General features: G+C 32.4%; 18 protein-coding genes and 2 pseudogenes. 12 read left to right on the top strand and 8 right to left on the bottom strand.

Annotated features, from left to right (window positions below):
* The first annotated feature begins 63 nt into the window (after nt 1–63).
* A complete protein-coding gene (locus BIY23_RS00515) occupies nt 64–408 on the top strand; it encodes a TrbC/VirB2 family protein (RefSeq protein ID WP_261722479.1) in 345 nt (114 codons plus the stop codon).
* 116 nt (nt 409–524) lie between these two features.
* Here BIY23_RS00515 and purC read toward each other — a convergent pair whose 3' ends face one another.
* Complete coding sequence (gene purC / locus BIY23_RS00510; protein WP_070064620.1) at nt 525–1,229, bottom strand: phosphoribosylaminoimidazolesuccinocarboxamide synthase; 705 nt, start codon at nt 1,227–1,229, stop codon at nt 525–527.
* Between the two features lie 154 nt (nt 1,230–1,383).
* Here purC and BIY23_RS00505 point away from each other — a divergent pair.
* The 5 genes and pseudogenes from BIY23_RS00505 to BIY23_RS00485 all read left to right on the top strand — a co-directional run bounded on the left by BIY23_RS00505 (nt 1,384) and on the right by BIY23_RS00485 (nt 5,441).
* Nucleotides 1,384–2,291 (top strand): annotated as a pseudogene (locus BIY23_RS00505) (Rpn family recombination-promoting nuclease/putative transposase).
* A gap of 54 nt (nt 2,292–2,345) precedes the next feature.
* A complete protein-coding gene (gene trmD, locus BIY23_RS00500; protein ID WP_070064619.1) occupies nt 2,346–3,050 on the top strand; it encodes a tRNA (guanosine(37)-N1)-methyltransferase TrmD in 705 nt (234 codons plus the stop codon).
* Nucleotides 3,034–3,387 carry a 50S ribosomal protein L19 gene (rplS, locus tag BIY23_RS00495; protein ID WP_070064838.1) on the top strand — a complete coding sequence of 118 codons (354 nt, stop codon included), beginning with the start codon at nt 3,034–3,036 and terminating at the stop codon, nt 3,385–3,387. The genes trmD and rplS overlap by 17 nt, the downstream gene beginning before the upstream one ends.
* 12 nt (nt 3,388–3,399) lie before the next feature.
* Entirely contained in the window at nt 3,400–4,650 is a 1,251-nt protein-coding gene (locus tag BIY23_RS00490; RefSeq protein ID WP_070064618.1) for a PstA family ABC transporter permease, read from the top strand.
* Between the two features lie 2 nt (nt 4,651–4,652).
* Nucleotides 4,653–5,441 (top strand): phosphoribosylformylglycinamidine synthase subunit PurQ, encoded by a 789-nt coding sequence (locus BIY23_RS00485; protein WP_070064617.1) that lies wholly within the window; start codon nt 4,653–4,655, stop codon nt 5,439–5,441.
* Between the two features lie 94 nt (nt 5,442–5,535).
* Here the strand turns inward: BIY23_RS00485 and pstB are convergent, their stop codons facing one another.
* Together pstB and dapB are read right to left on the bottom strand one after the other, a co-directional pair.
* Nucleotides 5,536–6,288 (bottom strand): phosphate ABC transporter ATP-binding protein PstB, encoded by a 753-nt coding sequence (gene pstB, locus BIY23_RS00480; protein ID WP_070064616.1) that lies wholly within the window; start codon nt 6,286–6,288, stop codon nt 5,536–5,538.
* Nucleotides 6,285–7,034, bottom strand: coding sequence for a 4-hydroxy-tetrahydrodipicolinate reductase (gene dapB / locus BIY23_RS00475; protein WP_070064615.1), 750 nt, complete (start codon nt 7,032–7,034; stop codon nt 6,285–6,287). The genes pstB and dapB overlap by 4 nt, the downstream gene beginning before the upstream one ends.
* Nucleotides 7,035–7,111: 77 nt before the next feature.
* Between dapB and BIY23_RS00470 the strand changes: the two genes are divergently transcribed.
* Nucleotides 7,112–7,366 (top strand): hypothetical protein, encoded by a 255-nt coding sequence (locus BIY23_RS00470; protein WP_070064614.1) that lies wholly within the window; start codon nt 7,112–7,114, stop codon nt 7,364–7,366.
* Here the strand turns inward: BIY23_RS00470 and fumC are convergent.
* Together fumC and BIY23_RS00460 are read right to left on the bottom strand one after the other, a co-directional pair.
* Nucleotides 7,361–8,743, bottom strand: a complete 1,383-nt coding sequence (fumC, locus tag BIY23_RS00465; protein ID WP_070064613.1) for a class II fumarate hydratase — start codon at nt 8,741–8,743, stop codon at nt 7,361–7,363. The two genes, BIY23_RS00470 and fumC, sit on opposite strands and share 6 nt — an antisense overlap.
* Before the next feature lie 34 nt (nt 8,744–8,777).
* On the bottom strand, nt 8,778–10,439 hold the full coding sequence (locus BIY23_RS00460) for an aminopeptidase P family protein (RefSeq protein ID WP_070064612.1): 1,662 nt from the start codon (nt 10,437–10,439) through the stop codon (nt 8,778–8,780).
* 58 nt (nt 10,440–10,497) lie between these two features.
* Between BIY23_RS00460 and rodA the strand changes: the two genes are divergently transcribed.
* Together rodA and BIY23_RS00450 are read left to right on the top strand one after the other, a co-directional pair.
* The gene (gene rodA / locus BIY23_RS00455; RefSeq protein ID WP_148115203.1) at nt 10,498–11,571 is read left to right on the top strand and encodes a rod shape-determining protein RodA; all 1,074 of its coding nucleotides are present in this window, start codon (nt 10,498–10,500) and stop codon (nt 11,569–11,571) included.
* A gap of 58 nt (nt 11,572–11,629) precedes the next feature.
* The gene (locus BIY23_RS00450) at nt 11,630–12,544 is read left to right on the top strand and encodes a hypothetical protein (protein ID WP_070064611.1); all 915 of its coding nucleotides are present in this window, start codon (nt 11,630–11,632) and stop codon (nt 12,542–12,544) included.
* Nucleotides 12,545–12,983: 439 nt separating this feature from the next.
* Here BIY23_RS00450 and BIY23_RS00445 read toward each other — a convergent pair whose 3' ends face one another.
* Nucleotides 12,984–14,096 (bottom strand): SurA N-terminal domain-containing protein, encoded by a 1,113-nt coding sequence (locus BIY23_RS00445; RefSeq protein WP_070064610.1) that lies wholly within the window; start codon nt 14,094–14,096, stop codon nt 12,984–12,986.
* Between the two features lie 98 nt (nt 14,097–14,194).
* Between BIY23_RS00445 and BIY23_RS00440 the strand changes: the two genes are divergently transcribed.
* The 3 genes and pseudogenes from BIY23_RS00440 (at nt 14,195) to BIY23_RS04805 (ending at nt 16,565) form a co-directional block, all read left to right on the top strand.
* Nucleotides 14,195–15,316 carry a cation:dicarboxylate symporter family transporter gene (locus tag BIY23_RS00440; RefSeq protein ID WP_070064609.1) on the top strand — a complete coding sequence of 374 codons (1,122 nt, stop codon included), beginning with the start codon at nt 14,195–14,197 and terminating at the stop codon, nt 15,314–15,316.
* Complete coding sequence (tsaB, locus tag BIY23_RS00435) at nt 15,304–15,861, top strand: tRNA (adenosine(37)-N6)-threonylcarbamoyltransferase complex dimerization subunit type 1 TsaB (protein WP_070064608.1); 558 nt, start codon at nt 15,304–15,306, stop codon at nt 15,859–15,861. The genes BIY23_RS00440 and tsaB overlap by 13 nt, the downstream gene beginning before the upstream one ends.
* Before the next feature lie 39 nt (nt 15,862–15,900).
* Nucleotides 15,901–16,565 (top strand): annotated as a pseudogene (locus tag BIY23_RS04805) (transposase).
* Between the two features lie 244 nt (nt 16,566–16,809).
* Here BIY23_RS04805 and BIY23_RS00420 read toward each other — a convergent pair.
* Nucleotides 16,810–17,610, bottom strand: a complete 801-nt coding sequence (locus BIY23_RS00420) for a hypothetical protein (protein WP_070064606.1) — start codon at nt 17,608–17,610, stop codon at nt 16,810–16,812.
* Nucleotides 17,611–18,185: 575 nt separating this feature from the next.
* Entirely contained in the window at nt 18,186–19,424 is a 1,239-nt protein-coding gene (gene tyrS / locus BIY23_RS00415; RefSeq protein WP_070064605.1) for a tyrosine--tRNA ligase, read from the bottom strand.
* Between the last annotated feature and the right edge of the window lie 8 nt (nt 19,425–19,432).

Genomic DNA, 19,432 nt, shown 5'->3' with positions numbered 1-19,432 from the left:
TTTAAAATCTTCTATAAAATGTAAATATATAGTTTCTATTGTAATTTGGTTAAAATGAATTGTATGGTGAGAAAGTTTTTAAATGTTTTTTTTATATTGTTGTTATGTGTTATCCCTTTTATATCTACTGGGGAGAATGATCTACAAAAAAATGATGCAACAAAAGAGGTAATATGTAATATTGTTGAGTATATATGGAAAATTGGTATTCCTGTTATGACGGTAGTAGTGATAGGTGCAGCTATACTTTCAATATTTGGTAGAATGCAATGGGCAGCGTTAGTTGCGTTGGTAGTATTTATGGGTGTATTTTTCGGCGCTTCAACTATCGTTACAAAGTTTGTGCCTGATAAATTTAAGGACGTTAAGGACGGCTATATTTGCACACCGTCACCATCGAGGGGGTGAGAGAAATATAGGTGAGAGTGCTATCGGTAGCTAAGTTATGAGGTGGTTGGGGTAGAGTGCGTTTTATAGTGCACGTAGTTTTACAGCATATTTCATATGTCTATAAACCTAATGCTTTAGTCAATTTTTATTCCTAATTTACTTGCCACCTCCAAATATGCACTTTTTAAGTCACCTAAATCTAAACGATACGTATCCTTGTCTAATATTTTATTAGAATCAGTTGTCCAAAGCCTCCAAGTATCAGGGCTGATTTCGTCACCTAAAATAAGATTATTATTAAGCCTGCCAAATTCTAATTTAAGATCGACTAGGTTTGTTCCAACACTTAAAAATAGATCAATTAATAGCTTGTTTATTTTTAGTGCTATAGACTTTATCTCTTCTATCTCTTGAGTACTAGACAACCAATTGAAGTAAAGTATCTCGCTTTCGCTTACTAATGGATCAGTGGCGTTTTTGTAAGTAAATTCAATTATAGGATACCTAAGTTTTTCTCCACGCTTTAGTAGGCCGATACGCTTGCAAAAGCTTCCTGCAGCAATATTTCTTACTACTACTTCGAGAGGAATCATCTCAAGTTTTTTGACTAATTGTTCTCTCTCACCTTTCAATCTTATGAAATGTGTATTGATACCTTTTTCTTCGAGCTTTTCCATTATAAATGCACTGATGTGGTTACAAATTATGCCCTTACCTTGCACGATATCATGTTTTTGTTTGTTAAAGGCTGTAACATCATCTTTAAAGCGTTGTATTATTACATATGGATCATCAGTGGCAATGATTATTTTTACTTTACCTTCGCATATTATTTTCATATTTTTTAATAAAATAATTTATAAATATAATTATACAGAATTTTTAGTAATTTAAAATAGAGCGGCTTGTAAAACTTCTTACTCAGATTTTTTATAGTTGCACATTTTCTATTAAGACAATATAATCAGGTGTTGATGTTCTCTCAATACTATCATGGTTCTTACTAAATTTCTTGATCCAAAAAATGATCTATCTTTTAAAAGAATATTTGGAACAGAAAAAAACAAGAAAATCCTTATAGATTTTCTCAATGACATTTTAGGGTTTACTGAGTCTATTATTATAAAAGATATAGAATTTTGAGTACAATTATGGATCCTGAGATAGCATCTTATAAACAAAGTATAGTTAACGTCCTCTGTAGAGATTCTGTAGGCAATAGATTTGTCATTGAAATGCAGTTAACTAGAGATAAAGGCTTTGAGAAACGTGCTCAACTCCATGCAGCTAAAGCTTATTCAAGGCAATTGGATAAATCAGGAAAGTACATCGATCTAAAGAAAGTATTTTTTATAGCAATTTCCAATTGTAATTTATTTCCTAATGAAGTGGATTATATTTCAACGCATACTGTAAGAGATATAAAAACGAATGGACATTATCTGAAAGGTTTTCAATCAATTTTTATTGAATTACCTAAGTTTTCAAAGAGTCGTGCGGATGAGTTAAAAGACGTAGTAGAACGTTGGTGTTTTTTCTTTAAATATGCGGATGAAACTACAGATGAAGATTTAAAGGAGATAACAAAAGAATCAGAAGCGATCAAATTAGCATATGATGAATTAAATACGGATCGTTGGAACATGAAAGATTTAGTGGCCTATGAGGAAAGAATAATGGATTTACGTAAAGAGGAAGCTATCTTAGAGTACAAGCTTGATAATGCCACTAAGAAAGGGATTAAATTTGGTAAAGAGAAAGGAAGGGCTGAAGGGATTTTGGAGGGCAGAAAATTAGAAAAAATTGAAGTGGTCAAAAATCTGCTTAAAGAAAAAGTTCTTATTGAAATAATAGTTCAAAGTACAGGTTTAACTATTGAGGAAATTGAAAATTTGAAATAGATTTATTGTACAACATATAAGATATGATTTTTACGAGATTTTTAGATCTAGTTTATGACATTTAATGTTTCTATATTTACTATATTTCCAGAGATGTTTCCAGGGTTATTAGGGTATTCTCTTGCAGGCAGAGCATTGCAAAAACAAATCTGGAATTTAAATGTAGTAGATATACGTGCTTTTGCTAAAGATAAGTATTTTACTATTGATGACATACCATATGGAGGTGGGCCAGGTATGATTATGCGCCCTGATATAATTAGTGATGCAATAGATAGTATTGCCTTTCCTAATGCACGATTACTTTATATGACTCCATCTGGTACGCAGTTTAATCAGAATATTGCGAGAGAATTGGTTTCTCTGTCGCACATAATGATATTGTGCGGAAGATTTGAAGGTATTGACCAAAGAATAATTGAAATGTATACTCCTTATGAATTAAGCGTTGGAGATTATATTCTTTCAGGAGGTGAACCTGCTGCTATGGTGATACTTGATGCTTGTATCAGGCTTCTTCCTGGTGTAATAAGTAACACTGCTAGCCTTGATGAAGAAAGCTTTAGTTATAATGGAGGTATACTTGAATATCCACAGTATACTAGACCTCAAAATTGGAGGGGACGTGAGGTGCCTGAAGTTCTGTTATCTGGTAATCATAAAAAAATAAGTGATTGGAGGCAGCAACAGTCTTACTTAAGGACAAAAAAATACCGACCTGAATTATTAAATGGAGATAAAAATGGTGAATTTACTTGAAGAATTTAATAAACAACAAATGAATGCGCTGGAAAAAAAGATGCCAGAGTTTCGTCCTGGGGATAATCTGAAGATTACTTTTCAGGTGTCAGATGGACGTGTACAGATATTTGAAGGTATATGTATATCAAAAAAGAATCGTGGTTTACACTCTTCTTTTGCAGTCAGAAAGGTAAGCCATGGAGAAAGTATAGTTTCTCAATTTTTTGTCTATTCCCCTGCATTAGTGTCAGTGGAAGTTGTAAGGAAAGGTAAAGTGCGTAGGGCAAAATTATACTATCTGTGTAGACTTTTTGGTAAAGCTGCAAGAATAAAAGAACGAAGAGATTTTAAATAGCAGCATAGATGAATGTTAAAGAAAAAGTTTCTCAAACTGCTTCAATCTAAACGTATGCATGTTCGTATAAGAAAGAAAAATAGGAAAAATTATATAGTGCATTTTTGTTCTTTTTTAGCATTAGTGATATCGTTTGGCTGTCCTATATGCATTTTATTAGGTATATTGGTAAATTCTTATAATGCGTTAACAGTTACTAAAATTTTACTGCCTGTTGAGGTAAGTGATAGTTTGTTTTCAGTAAATAATAGTTATGATTTGCGTACACAGTCGATAAATTTACTTGATAATGCTTTATATGAAGTGTTGCAAGATAGTGATTTTAATAGCAGTGATGAAATTTTGAGCCGTAATTCTTATAAAGAATTGGAGAATTTTATTAGGAAAAAAAAAATAAAGCATAGTGGTAAGTATGAAATATGGGTTACTGCATCTAGTGTAATAAATGCAATTAATAAAGCTAAATATACCAATGACTACTACATTAGGCTACTTGATTGGTTGAAAAAAAAATGCAAAGTAAAAAAATTTTTTAATAAGGCTTTATTTATAAAATCTGATTCACGTGAACCTGAAAATGCTGGAATTTTAGGTGCGATGATTGGTTCATTGATGACTATTATAATCTGTCTAGCGATTGCATTACCAATAGGTGTTATGTCTGGTATTTGTCTTTATGAGTTTATGCCTAAAAATAAATTCATAACTAATATTATTGAAATTAGTATCAATAATCTTGCAGCAGTGCCATCTATAATATTTGGTATAGTAGGATTAACTCTTTATCTTAGTATTTTAGGGTTACCGCGTTCCTCACCACTTGTTGGCGGCATGACACTATCACTTATGATGTTACCGAATATTGTTATTGCAACAAAAGATGCTTTTGCTAGTGTGCCTATTGCAATAAAAGATGCAGCTTTTGCTCTAGGTGTTTCTCATGTTAAAGTGGTATTAGATCATTCTTTGCCTATTGCTTTACCAAGGATAATACATGGTACACTTCTAGCAACTGCAAGAATTTTAGGTGAATCTTCACCTTTACTAATGATAGGTATGGTGGCATTTATTACAAGTATACCACAGTCATTTTTTGATCCAGCAACTGTCCTACCTGTACAAATATATATGTGGTCAAGTAGTCCTGAGTCTGCATTTATAGCACTTGCTGCAGTTGCAATCATAGCTTTATTATTGATATTGTTTGCGTTAAATTTAATTGCTAACTTTATAAAAAGAAGATTTGAATTTTTCAACTTTTAATCATGAAAGTGATAGTTTTATATGGTTACGGGTTAAATTGTGAAAAGGAGACAGCATTTGCATTTATAGAATGTAGTAAATTACTTGGTATAGACAATATTAATATAAAAATAATTCATATAAATGAAATTATCGATAATCCAGATGAACTAATGTCAAGTAATATACTTGCTATTCCTGGCGGCTTTTCTTATGGTGATGATGTCGGTGCTGGCAATGCATTTGCTTTACGTATAAAAAATAATTTATTGGATGAATTTCAAGAATTCTTATCCAAGGATAAACTAGTAATAGGGATATGTAATGGATGTCAAATATTAGTCAGGCTTATTCCAGAGTTTTCTAATGTAGCACTAATCAATAATGAAATAGGTAATTATTATTGCCGCTGGATAAGGGTTAAAGCCAGTAACTCGTTTTGGTTATCAGGTTTAGATGAATTGTATCTTCCAATTGCTCATGGAGAAGGTAGATTTTTTATGGATCATAAAACATTAGATAAATTAATAGCAAACAGTGGTGTTGCACTACGTTATATTAATGATGATGGTGAATATACTAATCTGAAGTTTCCTCATAACCCCAATGGGTCAACATATGATTTAGCAGGATTATCTGATAAGAGTGGTAGAGTACTAGCTTTAATGCCTCATCCAGAGCGTGCAATATTTTTTAATCAACAAGATAATTGGACATTGGAAAAAGAAAAATGTAAACGTTTAGAAATAAATATGCGCAAATATGGTGACGGTATGAAGATATTTGAGAATGCCTTGCAGTACTTTAAATAGACCTTTTGCGAAATAGAAAATTATTGCAAAAGGTCTAACGTATGATAGAAAAATTTACTCTCTCTATTTTTGCTCTCAAAGTAAAATAACTCTTTTAGTGATCAGCAATATACTCTCGTGTTAAAGGAGATTGAGCGTTTTCAAATATTTTGTTAGTACTGCCAGATTCGATAATCCTTCCATTATAGAAAAATACCACACTATCAGACAGTTTTTTAGCTTGCTTCATAGAGTGAGTTACCATAAGTATAGTAAATTTCGTTTTCAATTCTTGTATAAGATTCTCTATTGCATTTGTTGCCATTGGGTCGAGAGCTGAACATGGCTCATCCATTAATAACATGGCAGGCTTAACTGCAATTGCACGTGCTATGCATAGCCTTTGTTGTTGTCCACCAGAGAGCTCCAGCGCACTTTCCCTTAACCTGTCTTTTAACTCATCCCATAAGCCTACCTTAGTGAGACTATTTTCCACTACTTCATCTAACTTCTGTTTATTTTTTATGATACCATGTAATTTAGGTCCATAAGCAACATTGTCGTATATAGATTTAGGGAAAGGATTAGGTTTCTGAAATACCATGCCAACTTTTGACCTAAGTAATACAACATCCATATCACGCAAATATATATTACCTAATCCATCTATATTCAATTCACCAGTAACTTTACATCCAGGAACATAATCATTCATACGATTAAAACAACGTAAAAACGTCGATTTTCCACATCCAGAAGGTCCGATAAGGGTAGTAATTGTTTTCTTATAAATATCTAAACTTATTTCAAATAAGACTTGTTTAACACCATACCAGAGATTTAGCTCTTTCACAGAAGCATGTATCATATTACCTCTTGCATTGAATAAAGTCCTGGGCTATTTCTCTTATTTTCATATAACCATATTGCTGCTTTAACAGCACCTTTAGCAAAAACTTCTCTGTTAATTACCTTGTGACTTAATTCTACTCGTTCATCAGAATTAACAAACATTACATTATGATCTCCAATCACTCCACCACCACGTGACACAGCAAAACCTATATTTCCTTTTTGTCTGATAGTGGGAAACTGCCTATTAATACAAAAGTCTATTTTTAAAGTCTCTGCTATTGTTTTACCAAGTTCTATTGCTGTACCTGATGGAGAATCTTTTTTTAAATTATGATGCATTTCCCAGATTTCAACGTCATATTCACCACCTAAAAGTTCAGCTGCCTCTTTTACCAATTTTAATAATATATTTACACCAACACTCATGTTAGCAGACCATAATATCGGCACTTTACTAGAATACTTATATAAATCCATATCTTCTATGCCAGTTGTACCACTAACTAATGGTTTCTTAAATTCTACAGCTGCGTCTAAACATTCTATCATACTCTCCCTTACTGTAAAATCTATCACAATATCAGATATTTTAAATGCATCACTGATAGAATCCGTAATTTTCACTCCTCTATAATCTTCACCTATATTTGAACGCGCAACTGCAGCTACAATTTCAGTTTTATCATGCGCCACTACTTCCTGAATTATTGCTTTTCCCATTTTTCCTAAACATCCTATAATTCCAATCTTGATTTTCATAAATTTTCCGTAACTGCAACCACAAGCCGTACATAAATGTCTTTTACATGAAACTTTTATTATGGTACAAATAAGCTATGCACATAATAAGTATTTTACTGTTAGTTTTTTTTCCGTTTTTAACATTCTCTGTAGAAAACAAAGGCCATGTGGAAAACTCTACAGTCAATACGGTAGATTGTAAATTTGATTATTCATATTATCCAGGTATGGATTATAATTCTGCTTATGAATTATATACCATAAAGCATAATTACCATAGATACAGCAACGAGTTGAAAATATTAGCAAATAAAAGGATAAAAAAGATACTAAATAAAAACAAATCATAGATTTACCATTTTTTCTGGTTTTACTATTTTATCAAATTCTTCTGCACTGACCAATGAGAGCTTGATAGCTGCTTCTTTAAGCGTAATACCTTTATCATAAGCAAGTTTTGCTATCTTTGCTGCATTATCATAACCTATATGTGTATTTAAAATCGTTACTAACATTAAAGATTGATCTAGCAAATTATTTATTCTCTCTCTGTTTGCCTTGATATCAATAATACACTTTTTTGCAAAATTTAAGCTAGAATCAGCTAAAAGCTGTATGGATTGTAGTACGTTGTAGATAATTACTGGTTTAAATACATTCAACTCGAGATGACCATTTGAACCAGCAATTGTAATAGTAACATGATTACCCATTACTTGCGCACATACCATGGTTACCGCTTCACATTGCGTTGGATTCACTTTACCTGGCATGATTGAAGATCCAGGTTCGTTTTCTGGTAATATTATTTCATTAATCCCACACCTTGGTCCTGAACCGAGAAGTCTGATATCATTTGCGATCTTCATTAAGCTTACAGCAATGGTATTAAGCGTGCCACTCAATTCAACTAGTGCATCATTTGCTGCAAGTGCTTCAAATTTGTTATTTGCAGAAGTAAAGGGCATACCAGTAATCTCTACAACCTCTTTAACAAAATCCGTAGCAAAGCCTTTTTTAGCGTTCAACCCAGTACCAACAGCAGTACCACCCTGTGCAAGTTCATAAACATCATTCAATGCTAATTTCACTCTTTCTATTCCCTTCTTGATTTGTATTGCATAACCAGAAAATTCTTGACCTAGAGTCAATGGTATAGCATCTTGGAGATGTGTACGCCCAACCTTTATTATCTTCTTAAATTCCTCTACTTTACTCTCCAATGCCTTATACAACTCTGCAAGATTTGGAATTAAAAGTTTACTTATTTGCTGTACTACTGCAATATGCATTGCAGTTGGAAAAGTATCATTGGAAGATTGTCCATAATTAACATGATCATTTGGATGCACAGGAAACTTACTTCCTAATTTACTACCCAGAATTTCTATTGCGCGATTACTGATAACCTCATTGATGTTCATATTAGTCTGTGTGCCAGATCCAGTTTGCCATACAACAAGCGGAAACTCATTGTTAAACTGGCCATTTATTATTTCATTTGCAGCTTGACAGATTGCATTTCCAATTTGGTTGTCTAGAACTTTATATTGCATATTTACCCTGGCAGCTGCAAGCTTTACTATTGCCAAAGCTTTGATTAAAACTACAGGCATTTTTTCAGTACCAATTTTAAAATTTTCTAGAGAACGTTGAGTCTGTGCTCCCCAATAGCACTTATTCGGTACTTTTATTTCACCAAAGCTATCTGTTTCTGTTCTAAACATTCTTTCCTTCTTCCTCTTTTATTGTATCGTCAGATTAAATACTGTCCAGTGTACATAACTCATATAACCATTCTTTATTTTCCATATGATTTTTTAAATTCTCATAAACAAATTTATTATAGTCGTTTAACCAATTTATTTCATCCTTAGTCAGCATTGACATATCTATTAAGCGTTTATCATATGGTACACAAGTCAATTGTTTAAAGCATAAAAAGTTATTTGCTTTCTTATCGACATACATGAGATTTTCTATTCTAATTCCATAGTTATGGGGAATGTAATAACCAGGCTCATTAGAAACTACCATACCTGGTACTAATTTTATTTTGTTTCCTTGTGATATTGCTTGTGGACCTTCATGCACAGATAAATAACTACCCACACCATGTCCAGTACCGTGCATGTAGTTCATACCAAATTTCCATAGGTGCTGACGTGCAAATATATCCAGTTCTCCACCAGTAGTACCAGAAGGAAAAATTGCGTTTGCTAAAGCAATGTGAGCTTTTAATACCATTGTATAGTAAGTGATCTGTTCTTTATTAGGAATGCCAATAGCAACTGTTCTTGTGATATCAGTTGTACCATTAAGATATTGACCTCCAGAATCAATTAAGTACAGACCGTTTTTCTCTATTGTTTTATTTGTATTATTACTTGCTCTATAATGAATGATTGCAGCATTTTCGTTAAAGGCTGAAATTGTTGGAAAACTTGGTTGTTTAAATAAATTTTGTCTCTTCCTCTGTTTTAAAAGCTCTATTTCTGCATCAAGTTCTGATATTTTATTATCTACATTATTATCAAGCCAATATAGAAAATTTGTGACTGCAACCGCATCCTGTACATGTGCATCAACCATCCCTGCTATTTCAGCCTCATTTTTTATTGCTTTATTGAGTAAACATGGATCAACTCTTTCAATTATCCGCTTATTCTGAACCAAGTTTATTATATTTACTGGAGTTGTTTCTGGATCTACAATGACTGCATTTAGTCCATGTAACACGCTTTCTAATTTATCAATACTTAAAACATTAACATGATCTCCTAACTTTGAATCTTGTTCTTTTCCATAAATGAATAAATCGACTTGACCATCCTGATATAATATAGCACGACATAACACATGTGGAGTATATAGTGTCTTCTCACTCCTTATATTTAATAACCAAGAAATTGAATCCACATTAGTCAAAAATATTGCTTCTTCCTTGTTTATAGTCTCAGCTATTCTAGCACATTTATGTTGACTGCTTTCACCTGAATACTTAAGTGGGTGTAGGACTATTTGCTGGTTGTTGTCTTGTTTATATGATTCATCTAAACATGGTACTAACTCACATATACCATTATATTTCCTAATGTTACTTATGGTAAAATAATTTGAATAATAACCTAGTTTTGTAGTTGATGAAAGGTTCTCTTTAATCCAGTCATATGCTTCTATAGTATAGATTTTAAAAGTATTATGATCAAGTTGATTATGAGCTTGCGTAATATAACGTCCATCAGTGAAAAATGGACATTTACCATTTTTTGTAATAATTAACAGTCCATTTGTGCCTGTAAAACTACATATATTCTTTAAGCCTTCCGAATATTCACGTAAGAATTCATCTTTGCTATACAACATGAATGCATCAACATTTATTACATGCATAAAAGACCGGAATTTCTCAATTTTTGACATATAATGCTTTATTGTAATTTATATTATAACTTTTGTAATTATATTGTAACTTTATATGATCATGAATGTAAGGCAAATCTATTGGTTGTTATCCATTAATGTGATTATTCTTTCTGTTATGGGCATAGCTATACAGTACTCTTCTGCTGGAGGAAAGTGGTCACCACTTGCAACTCATCAAATGATCGTATTTTGTACATTTTTTCCAGTAATTATTGCAATATTATTGACAGATATAGAACCTTGTGCTTATTTCATTTACATGGCAGCAATTGTTTTGCTGCTAATATCAAATTATTTCAGTGTACCTATAGCTGGTACAACACGTTGGATAAGAATAGGGAAAATCAGTTTACAGCCCTCAGAATATGCAAAAATAGGAATAATACTTGCACTTGCTTATCATTTTTCTAGGCAAAATCTATACAGAACAACAGAATTCAAAAATTTATTCAAGCCATTTGTTATAATTGCTTTACCTGTAATTTTGGTGCTAAAACAACCTAATTTAGGTACTGCTGTAATAATGTTATACATAGGAGGATCGATAGTATTTACTGCAACAGCAAAAAAATCTCATCTATTTATTTGTGGAATGTTAAGTGTTGTACTAGTACCCACTATTTGGCCTTTTTTAAAGAGTTATCATAAACGCAGGATTTTGTCATTTTTAAATCCTTCAGCAGATCCAACTGGTATAGGTTATAATACGCAACAAGCAAAGATAGCTATTGGATCAGGTGGTTTCTTTGGCAAAGGATTTGTCAGCGGTAGCCAAACCCAACTAGGATTTTTACCTGAAAAATATACAGATTTTGCTTTTGCTGTATTAAGTGAAGAATGGGGGTTCTTAGTAAGCATAACTTTAATTTTGCTCTATACTTCATTCTTAGCAATAATACTTTATGTCGCGTTAAAATTAAAAAATTATTTTTTTAAGTTAGTATCAATAGGAGTTTTTGCCTTTTTTGGTATTCATTTTTTCATAAATATAGGCATGGTTATCGGTCTATTACCGATTATAGGTGACCCTTTGCCATTTTTATCATATGGAGGAAGTATAACATCGACAAGTTTAATATGTGTAGGATTATTATTTAAAGCAATGCTAAATGATAATAATAAAAATTGACACGTATATTTTCTTTACACATAATGTCAGTATTAATTTATTATAATAGGAGGTTTACATGACACAGTCTTTTACAAATATAAAACATTTTATGGAGTTTATGCCGTATGGTACACTTGTAGGGTGTGCTGCAAGTTACATTTTAAAGTTAAAATCAAGCTATTTTATGGCTTTATCTTTAAAGTTAAAACTAAGCTATTTTGCGGCTTTACCTTTATCACCTGTAACGGTTAACTTAATTGCGGTTAACTTAATTATCGCTGCTTTAGTAACTATAGCATTTGGTTTGTACTTATTATTTAGTGTAGCAAAGATGGGAGATAGTATAGCAAAGATAAAAGGCCTTAATAGAGAAGAGTGGGATAAGTTTATCGGTATAATGATTCTAAATATATTAGTTGCAACAATTATTGGTATGGCTATAAGCTCTTTGTTGTGTGTTTTAGCTAAAGGATTCATTATAGGATCTGTAGTACCATTATCTACAGGTCTGTGTATTGCATTCATCAGCCGTCATTATCTTAACAGTGGTAAGTCTTCGGAACTGGGACTTAATGTATTGATAGGTGCAGTATCTTGTTGTGTAATAGGTTTATTAGTTTGCAAATTTACATCTTTAACAATGGGTGGCGCTTTTATTGGTGCTTTAGCTGTTTCTGGTATTTTCTCTGTAAAGAGAATGTATGATAATAGAACCAACATTCTTGAAGAATGTCCAAAATGCCCTATATTGATTAATGCAGCAGCAGCAGCTTGTGTGATTGCCGTTGCAAGTTGTTATATACTGCCTAGTAGTGTTTTTGTGCTGCATGGTGTAACGACGTTATGGCCATTGTTGCAGACAGCTTTAGCACTTACAGCAATAGGGGCAGTAACGCCAGTTGTAGCTTCTTTGTTGGATGACATGGTAATTAGTCCTGTATATGAAGGAATAGCAAACGCGATAGGTGGCGACATATATAGTCCTAAATAATATTTCCATAAGAACGGGGTGGTAATACAACCATCATAACTAATGGTGAGGGACCACTTGCCTTACTACATACCATTGAAAGTGCCACAGACAAGAAAATTTGTGACTTCTTACTAGACAAATAATTACTAAACTATATAATTCAGTTTTATGTAACATTATAGCATATTTCGTAATAGTTCGAATAGATAATAAAAAAGTAGAATCAATAGATTTGCACAGGGATATGTTTTTCCTTGCTCTGTTTTTGATAGCAAAACCAGTAGTGCTCAATTTCATTAAGTCAGGAGAATAGAGGGAGGCTCTGCACCAGAGTTCTTGCTTGGCAAACTTGACAATCTTCTCTGACTTATGAAACAATGAAGAACTAATTAGAACTTCCTTCTTTTTACATTTTATTATTTTTTAAGCTATTCTGATATCTTGAATCCTCAAATTTTTACACTCTAACGCTTTTCTTATTACGGTAGTTAATTACAGCATGTTTACGCATATTATCAAGCAATATACTACTCTGTGCTATAAGATTTTGGCCATATATAAGTGATTTTAATGTTTCTATATTAGTTGGATTGCTTTCAATATGACATAACATGATTAATTTTACTATATTGCCATTTTGGATTCGTGCTATTTCATTTATATTGCCTTTACTGAATACGACTTGTAAATCGGCATTTAAATCTTTCATCTTAATTTTAAATTCTTTTATTTCTTCTGGCTTTGCTATGTCATCAAAGTTTGCGCAAGTAATTTTGTTTAAATTTATTGCTGAATCTTGTACTGTAACTTGCTTTAAACTTAATGTACTATTTAACAATCCATAATCAACTCTTACTTTGTCAACTATTTTTATTATAGAACAATGGTCCTTATTTATACAAATTGGATCAGTAATATCTCCTATTTCTAATTTTACCAAAATATTTCTCATTTTATCTATTAATTTATTCAAATTTAATATAGTTTTGTGTATTTTTACTGGAGGATCTGGTATAAAATTGCTATCATCACGCCATTTTTTTACTAAATTATACATAATATTTTTCTTTTCTTCCGGCATAACTATTTCTTGTAAAGAAATCAAATAATCTGGTTGCTCCATTTGTTTTCTAACATTCTCCAATTCTTCGTCACTCACTTTACTAGTAGGATGCATCATTGCGTTCATTTTGTGCAATAACAAATCATATTTTATTTTCTTAGCTAGGGCATTAAAATCTATGTTATGCTCATTTATATACTTATCTACTTCCTCATTCTTGAGCCCGAAGCTGTAGACAAAAAATAGCCTGACAGTGTTATTTAACTCTTCATCTTTAATCTGTATCTTTAATTTTTCAGTTTCATCTGCAATAATAATTTCATTGATTAAGTCTTCTAGAATTTGCTCTTTTTGATAATTACCAAATAATGAAGAAATCAACTTGATGCGCTTATCAATGTCTAAATTTGAAATTGGGTTACCGTTTACATCTGCAATAATCTCAATTGCAGTTGAGGATAAGTTAAAAGGCAATATTACAAGCAGCAAAACTAGTATTTTATACATATTTCATTTGATTTATAATATTTAATTATATAGTTAAAGACTGCCTATGGCCAGCAATTTTACTTTACTAAACAGATGATTTACTGTACTAGACTGCAATGATAGTTTTATTAACAATAATTACCTCCGTTATATTTTTAGGACATTTAGTACCGGTTAATATAACGACCTTGCTCTATTCAGTTAGTTTCATCATAAAGGAAATCTTACTCTATGTAATGCCGCTTATTGTTTTTGTACTAATTTTTAGTAGTATTAATAATCTTAAAAAGTTAGCTATAAAATTTATAATATTCATTATAATGGCAATCTTCTTATCAAACTTAATTTCGAGTATAACAGCATACTGTATTGGACATTTTGTAGCACACAATATGTATTTAGAATACAATGTTGCACAGCATATAGAAACTATCATTCCATTATGGCCACTTAAATTAAAACCACCAATTTCTAGTCTTCAGGCTTTAATTTGTGGGCTATTTACTAGCATGATAATCTCTACATTTTTTCCTAAAAAAAGCAAAGAGCTTTCATATAAAATGCTAGACTTAACACTCTTTATTCTTAAAGCATTTTTAACACCAATAATTCCAATATTTGTGCTTGGATTTACATTAAAAATGCAGCACGATCAAGTCTTAACTACATTGTTTAAAGATTATTCAATAGTTTTTATTATTATAATATCTGCAATGTATTGTTATATTTTTCTCTTATACGGATTAGCAAGTTCGTTCCGAATTAAAGGCTGGATAGTAAGCATGGGCAATATGGCACCTGCCTTTATTACTGCAATAAGTACGATGTCTAGTAGTGTAACCATGCCATTTACTTTAAAAGCAAGCAAAAAAAATGTTAAACAAGATGACATAGTCTCATCTGTTATTCCAATAACAGTCAACTTTCATTTAGTAGGAGACTGCTTTTTTATCATAATTCTTGCTACTATGATGACCTCAAGTTACGCAGCAGATCATATAGCATTTATTTCCTATTTTCTGTTATATATGTTTGCTATAGCAGCTGTTCCTGGAGGAGGTATTATAGTAATGCTTCCTATACTTAAGCAATATCTGCAATTTTCTCCGGAAATGCTCTCATTGATTGTTGCATTATACATGATTTTTGATCCAATTATTACCTCTGCAAATGTAATGGGTAATGGTGCTTTTGCTATGGTATTTACAAAACTCTATAAAAGACTATGTCCATCTTAGCAATTGATACTATAGGCAGCTATAGTTCAATAGCAATTATTGATTATAATGGTAACTATTTTATAGAACATAATATTGTTGCTAATAATCATGCAGAATCATTTTTTAGTGTTCTGGATACCCTATTTGATAAATATGGTTACAACTATGATAAAATAGATCATTTGGTAGTAGTAACTGGCCCTGGAAGTTTTACTGGTATTAGAGTTGGACTCTCAGCTGCTACAGGGATCAGTATTGCAACAAACAAACCATTATATGGTATTAGTGCTCTAGAAGCTCAAGCATATGCTATATCTTCACTAAAGAAAGGTAGCAAAGAGAATATTAGAAGCACAATAAAAAGTTCTAAAGAAATTTATACACAATTGTTTGATAGTAGCTTGTTACAATTATCAGAGCCCGAAGTAATTAATGAAGACTATTTAGCACTATCTGCATTAGATGCAAGACATGCAGGATTATTAGTACTTTATAGGTTGAAAAACCGGCAGAAATTAAATGATGCTAAAGCTTTATATTTAAGCAGACCTAAAATGTATTAGAACCTGTACGCGATCTAAAAGAAAAGGTAAGAAAAGAATATAAGTCCAAGCGATGTAAGTAAAGAGCAGCTCGCAATCATATTGCCAGAGCTTGAATCTTGTCGAAAGAAGACAAAACCAAGGAAGGTGGGATGTATTTTGTGGAGTGTTGTATGTTTTGAAAAGTGGTTGCCAATGGGGAATGTTACCGAAAGAATTTCCAAAGCTGTTATGATTACTTCAAGAAGTGGACAGGACACAAATAAAGAAAGTATTCTAGCGCTAGAAAAATAGTTGGCGAGGTCCGACGAAACAATGGTCGGAAAGAAAAAACCAGCTTCTGCATAATTGATGCACAAAGTGTCAAACACAGAGATACTGCTAAAGAGAAAGGGTATGGAAAAGGTAAACGCCATATTGCAGTAGATACGTAAGGCATGCAATTTACGTGACAACAGACTGATCGGAGAGCGGTGCTATAGAAATGATGTAAGAGAAAACCTTTTGGAGATCAAGAGTTGACTCAGGGAGAGAATTTTGCAACTAAGATAAAAGAGATGATTGGTGCAACTGTTGAGCCTGCACTCTTTTTTGTGCTGCCAACAAGATGGGTTGTGGAACGCTCCTTTGCTTGAGATTGTGGAAAAACTTGCGAGAAACAGCTCAACACTAGCCTGCAAATGGTTGTTTTGGCTTTTGCTGTTTTACTTCTCAAAAGATTATGAACAGGTTCTAAGTCTTTAGAAGCAATAAAGCACTAGAGCTTGGTACAAAAATTTTAAATGAAGTACAGTGGAATGCATTAACCAATTTTAGTGGTAAAGTAAAACTAAGTAGCTATTGATATTATTTGTATGTTAATTTTCTGGGATTGCTAACCCAAGGTAGATAGCATAAAAGCAAAAATAAAGAGGATAATTTCATCAAACTGTATGTTACAACATACAATCCTTCTGTGACACCTGTGCTTTATACACCATCATACACATCTTGATCTCGTACATAAGAAGAATTTATTCCCCTATGTATTACTACACGACACAAAGCAGAAGTCACATCTGGTGTCACTCCCCCTATTGCTGCACATGCTAAAGCTGCTTGCCACAATGGCCCTAATATTACATAAGGAAATACAGAATTTATAACGGTAGTCATACCAGCAGCAACTGCTATACACAGCGAAATAGTTGCTGCTTTGTCTTTATTGCAGCAATCACTTCCTAGTAATTTCAATGTGCAGATAGTGCAGAAAGTAGCACCAGCAAAAGTGCCAACTATTAATGGAGAGAAAGATGCAGAGCTTAGAAGTAACCCTACTACACAACCAGATAATGCAGATAATGCTGCAAATACAAGGCTATCGCTTAGAACTACAGCATCTTCATTTTTCCATAGGAAACTTAAGTGTGAAATACACACAACTGTAGAGAATAGTGCTGCAGGTCCTATAATCAATCCTGTAATTAAACTTGTAGCAGTTATTCCAGAAAATAAAGAATTTATAATCTTACCAATAATTGTTGAAGCTACCAGATTAGCAATCAGTATACCTAATAATTTAAAGTAATCTTTGTGCTCAAAACCTTTTCTTTCCTTATATAATAAGTAAACTCCCAATACTGTAGTGACTGAAGCAGCGATAATGAAGTTAATTGCTAAAGGCGATAAAGCTGCAAAATACCCTAGCTTTAGGCTGGAATTTACAGCACACCCTACAAGTGCACTCCATACCACAAAATCTATAAAATATGCTTTTTTAAAATCTGCCATGTATACATCCTGAATGTATTGAGTATGTATATATAAAAAAAATATACGTGTCAATTAAATATCTTTAAAGGTTTGTTTTTACAAGACCTTTTGCGAAATTAATGCTCAGAGAAGATTCTCTGGGATCCAAAAACTATTGAGTTGGATAGCCTTTATAGCGTATTTCATAATAGTTCGAATAGATCAAAAAGTAGTTTTTCCTATTTTAAACTTCTGTACTACCATTTCTCTACTTTCTCCTTCATATAAAGCTTCCATTGCCTTTTTCCTTGCTATATGCTGCTAGCATCTAACCCTCCTAATATACATTTTATCGTCTTCGGGTTATCGAAGAAAGGGCTATAAAACAGGAAAAACTTTATCAAAAGATACATTTTTTACGCTTTTGCAATAATTTTCTGTTTCGCAAAAGGTCTAATGTAGACGATTGTGGAAAAACTGCGAGAAATAGCTCAACACTAGCCTGCAAATGGTTGTTTTAGCTTTTGCTGTTTTACTTCTCAAAAGATTATGAACAGGTTCTTAGACAAAAATTTAAAAATCTCAATATACAAATTTAGAAAATCTAAAATTACTTAAATAATCACAACCTTTATGTGACGTTTTTTACCTGAAGAAAGCTTTATAAATGACTTATCTTCAAAATTTTTAGTGCTTATCACATAATCAATATTTTGAATAATCTGATCATTAATTCTACATCCACTAGCTTGTATTAAACGTTTCGCAGTATTTTTAGATGACTCTAGTCCGGTTAAACATAATAGATCTATTAAAGGGATTCCTCTAATAAGCTGCTCTTTTTTCAAGGTATAGTCATGCAATAATGAGCTATCCTTATTCTCAAATGCTGCAACTGCTGCAGATCTTGCATATTCTGCTTCTTCTTTACCGTGACATATTTTTGTTGCTTCTGTCGCTAAGATCTTTTTTGCTTCGTTTATTTCTTGATCCTGTAATAATTCTAATTTTTTTATTTCATCAATAGGTAAATCTGTCAACAGTCTTAAAAATCGTCCTACATCTTGATCATCTATATTGCGGAAATATTGCCAGTAGTCATAAGGTCTGCTATTTATCCATATAGCACCACTCTCAGTTTTACCCATTTTTTTTCCTTTATGATTTAATATAAGTGGAGTAGTTAAACCAAAAAGCTCAGCTAACCCAAGCCTTCTCCCTAAATCAATCCCGTTTACTATATTCCCCCATTGATCTGATCCACCAATTTGCAAGCGGCATCCATATCTCTTACTTAACTCAGTAAAATCATAGGCCTGAAGTAACATATAGTTAAACTCTAGAAAGCTAAGATTTTGTTCTCTTTCTAATCTGGTCCTTACGCTATCAAAAGTTAGCATATTATTTACAGAAACATGTGTGCCTATATTGCATAAAAAATCTATATATCCTAATTCATCAAGCCATTCCTCGTTATTCACTATTACTGCATCTGATATCCCGTCACCAAAGAATATAATTCTTTCCAGGGCTTCCCTGATACCATTAATGTTTCTATTGACTTCTTCTGTTGGCAGAACGATTCTTGCTTTATCTTTACCAGTAGGGTCACCAACCTTAGTTGTAGTGCCACCAAGTAGTACTATTGGTTTATACCCAAACTTTTGCAAACTACGCAGCACCATAATTTGAATCATACTACCGATATGCAAACTTGGAGCAGTACAATCAAAACCAATATATGCTACTATATGATTATCCTGAATTAATAATTGGTCTAACCCTGTAATATTTGTACATTGGTATAGAGATCCCCTTTCTTCAAGAAAATTTAAAAAATCAGATTTATTCATATAACTGT

The organism is Wolbachia pipientis (genome assembly GCF_001752665.1).
GTDB classification, from domain to species: Bacteria; Pseudomonadota; Alphaproteobacteria; order Rickettsiales; family Anaplasmataceae; genus Wolbachia; species Wolbachia pipientis_A.
Note: the sequence above shows the minus strand (reverse complement) of the source record. Positions and strands in the feature narration are given on the sequence as shown.

Excerpts from the sequence above, each read along its gene's own strand:
- pstB (WP_070064616.1), bottom strand. The coding sequence starts at position 6,288 with ATGATACATGCTTCTGTGAAAGAGCTAAATCTCTGGTATGGTGTTAAA.
- BIY23_RS00490 (WP_070064618.1), top strand. The coding sequence starts at position 3,400 with ATGTTAAAGAAAAAGTTTCTCAAACTGCTTCAATCTAAACGTATGCAT.
- tyrS (WP_070064605.1), bottom strand. The coding sequence starts at position 19,424 with ATGAATAAATCTGATTTTTTAAATTTTCTTGAAGAAAGGGGATCTCTA.
- tsaB (WP_070064608.1), top strand. The coding sequence starts at position 15,304 with ATGTCCATCTTAGCAATTGATACTATAGGCAGCTATAGTTCAATAGCA.
- BIY23_RS00440 (WP_070064609.1), top strand. The coding sequence starts at position 14,195 with ATGATAGTTTTATTAACAATAATTACCTCCGTTATATTTTTAGGACAT.
- BIY23_RS00445 (WP_070064610.1), bottom strand. The coding sequence starts at position 14,096 with ATGTATAAAATACTAGTTTTGCTGCTTGTAATATTGCCTTTTAACTTA.
- fumC (WP_070064613.1), bottom strand. The coding sequence starts at position 8,743 with ATGTTTAGAACAGAAACAGATAGCTTTGGTGAAATAAAAGTACCGAAT.
- BIY23_RS00420 (WP_070064606.1), bottom strand. The coding sequence starts at position 17,610 with ATGGCAGATTTTAAAAAAGCATATTTTATAGATTTTGTGGTATGGAGT.
- BIY23_RS00515 (WP_261722479.1), top strand. The coding sequence starts at position 64 with ATGGTGAGAAAGTTTTTAAATGTTTTTTTTATATTGTTGTTATGTGTT.
- rplS (WP_070064838.1), top strand. The coding sequence starts at position 3,034 with ATGGTGAATTTACTTGAAGAATTTAATAAACAACAAATGAATGCGCTG.
- dapB (WP_070064615.1), bottom strand. The coding sequence starts at position 7,034 with ATGAAAATCAAGATTGGAATTATAGGATGTTTAGGAAAAATGGGAAAA.
- BIY23_RS00470 (WP_070064614.1), top strand. The coding sequence starts at position 7,112 with ATGCACATAATAAGTATTTTACTGTTAGTTTTTTTTCCGTTTTTAACA.
- BIY23_RS00460 (WP_070064612.1), bottom strand. The coding sequence starts at position 10,439 with ATGTCAAAAATTGAGAAATTCCGGTCTTTTATGCATGTAATAAATGTT.
- trmD (WP_070064619.1), top strand. The coding sequence starts at position 2,346 with ATGACATTTAATGTTTCTATATTTACTATATTTCCAGAGATGTTTCCA.
- purC (WP_070064620.1), bottom strand. The coding sequence starts at position 1,229 with ATGAAAATAATATGCGAAGGTAAAGTAAAAATAATCATTGCCACTGAT.
- BIY23_RS00485 (WP_070064617.1), top strand. The coding sequence starts at position 4,653 with ATGAAAGTGATAGTTTTATATGGTTACGGGTTAAATTGTGAAAAGGAG.
- BIY23_RS00450 (WP_070064611.1), top strand. The coding sequence starts at position 11,630 with ATGACACAGTCTTTTACAAATATAAAACATTTTATGGAGTTTATGCCG.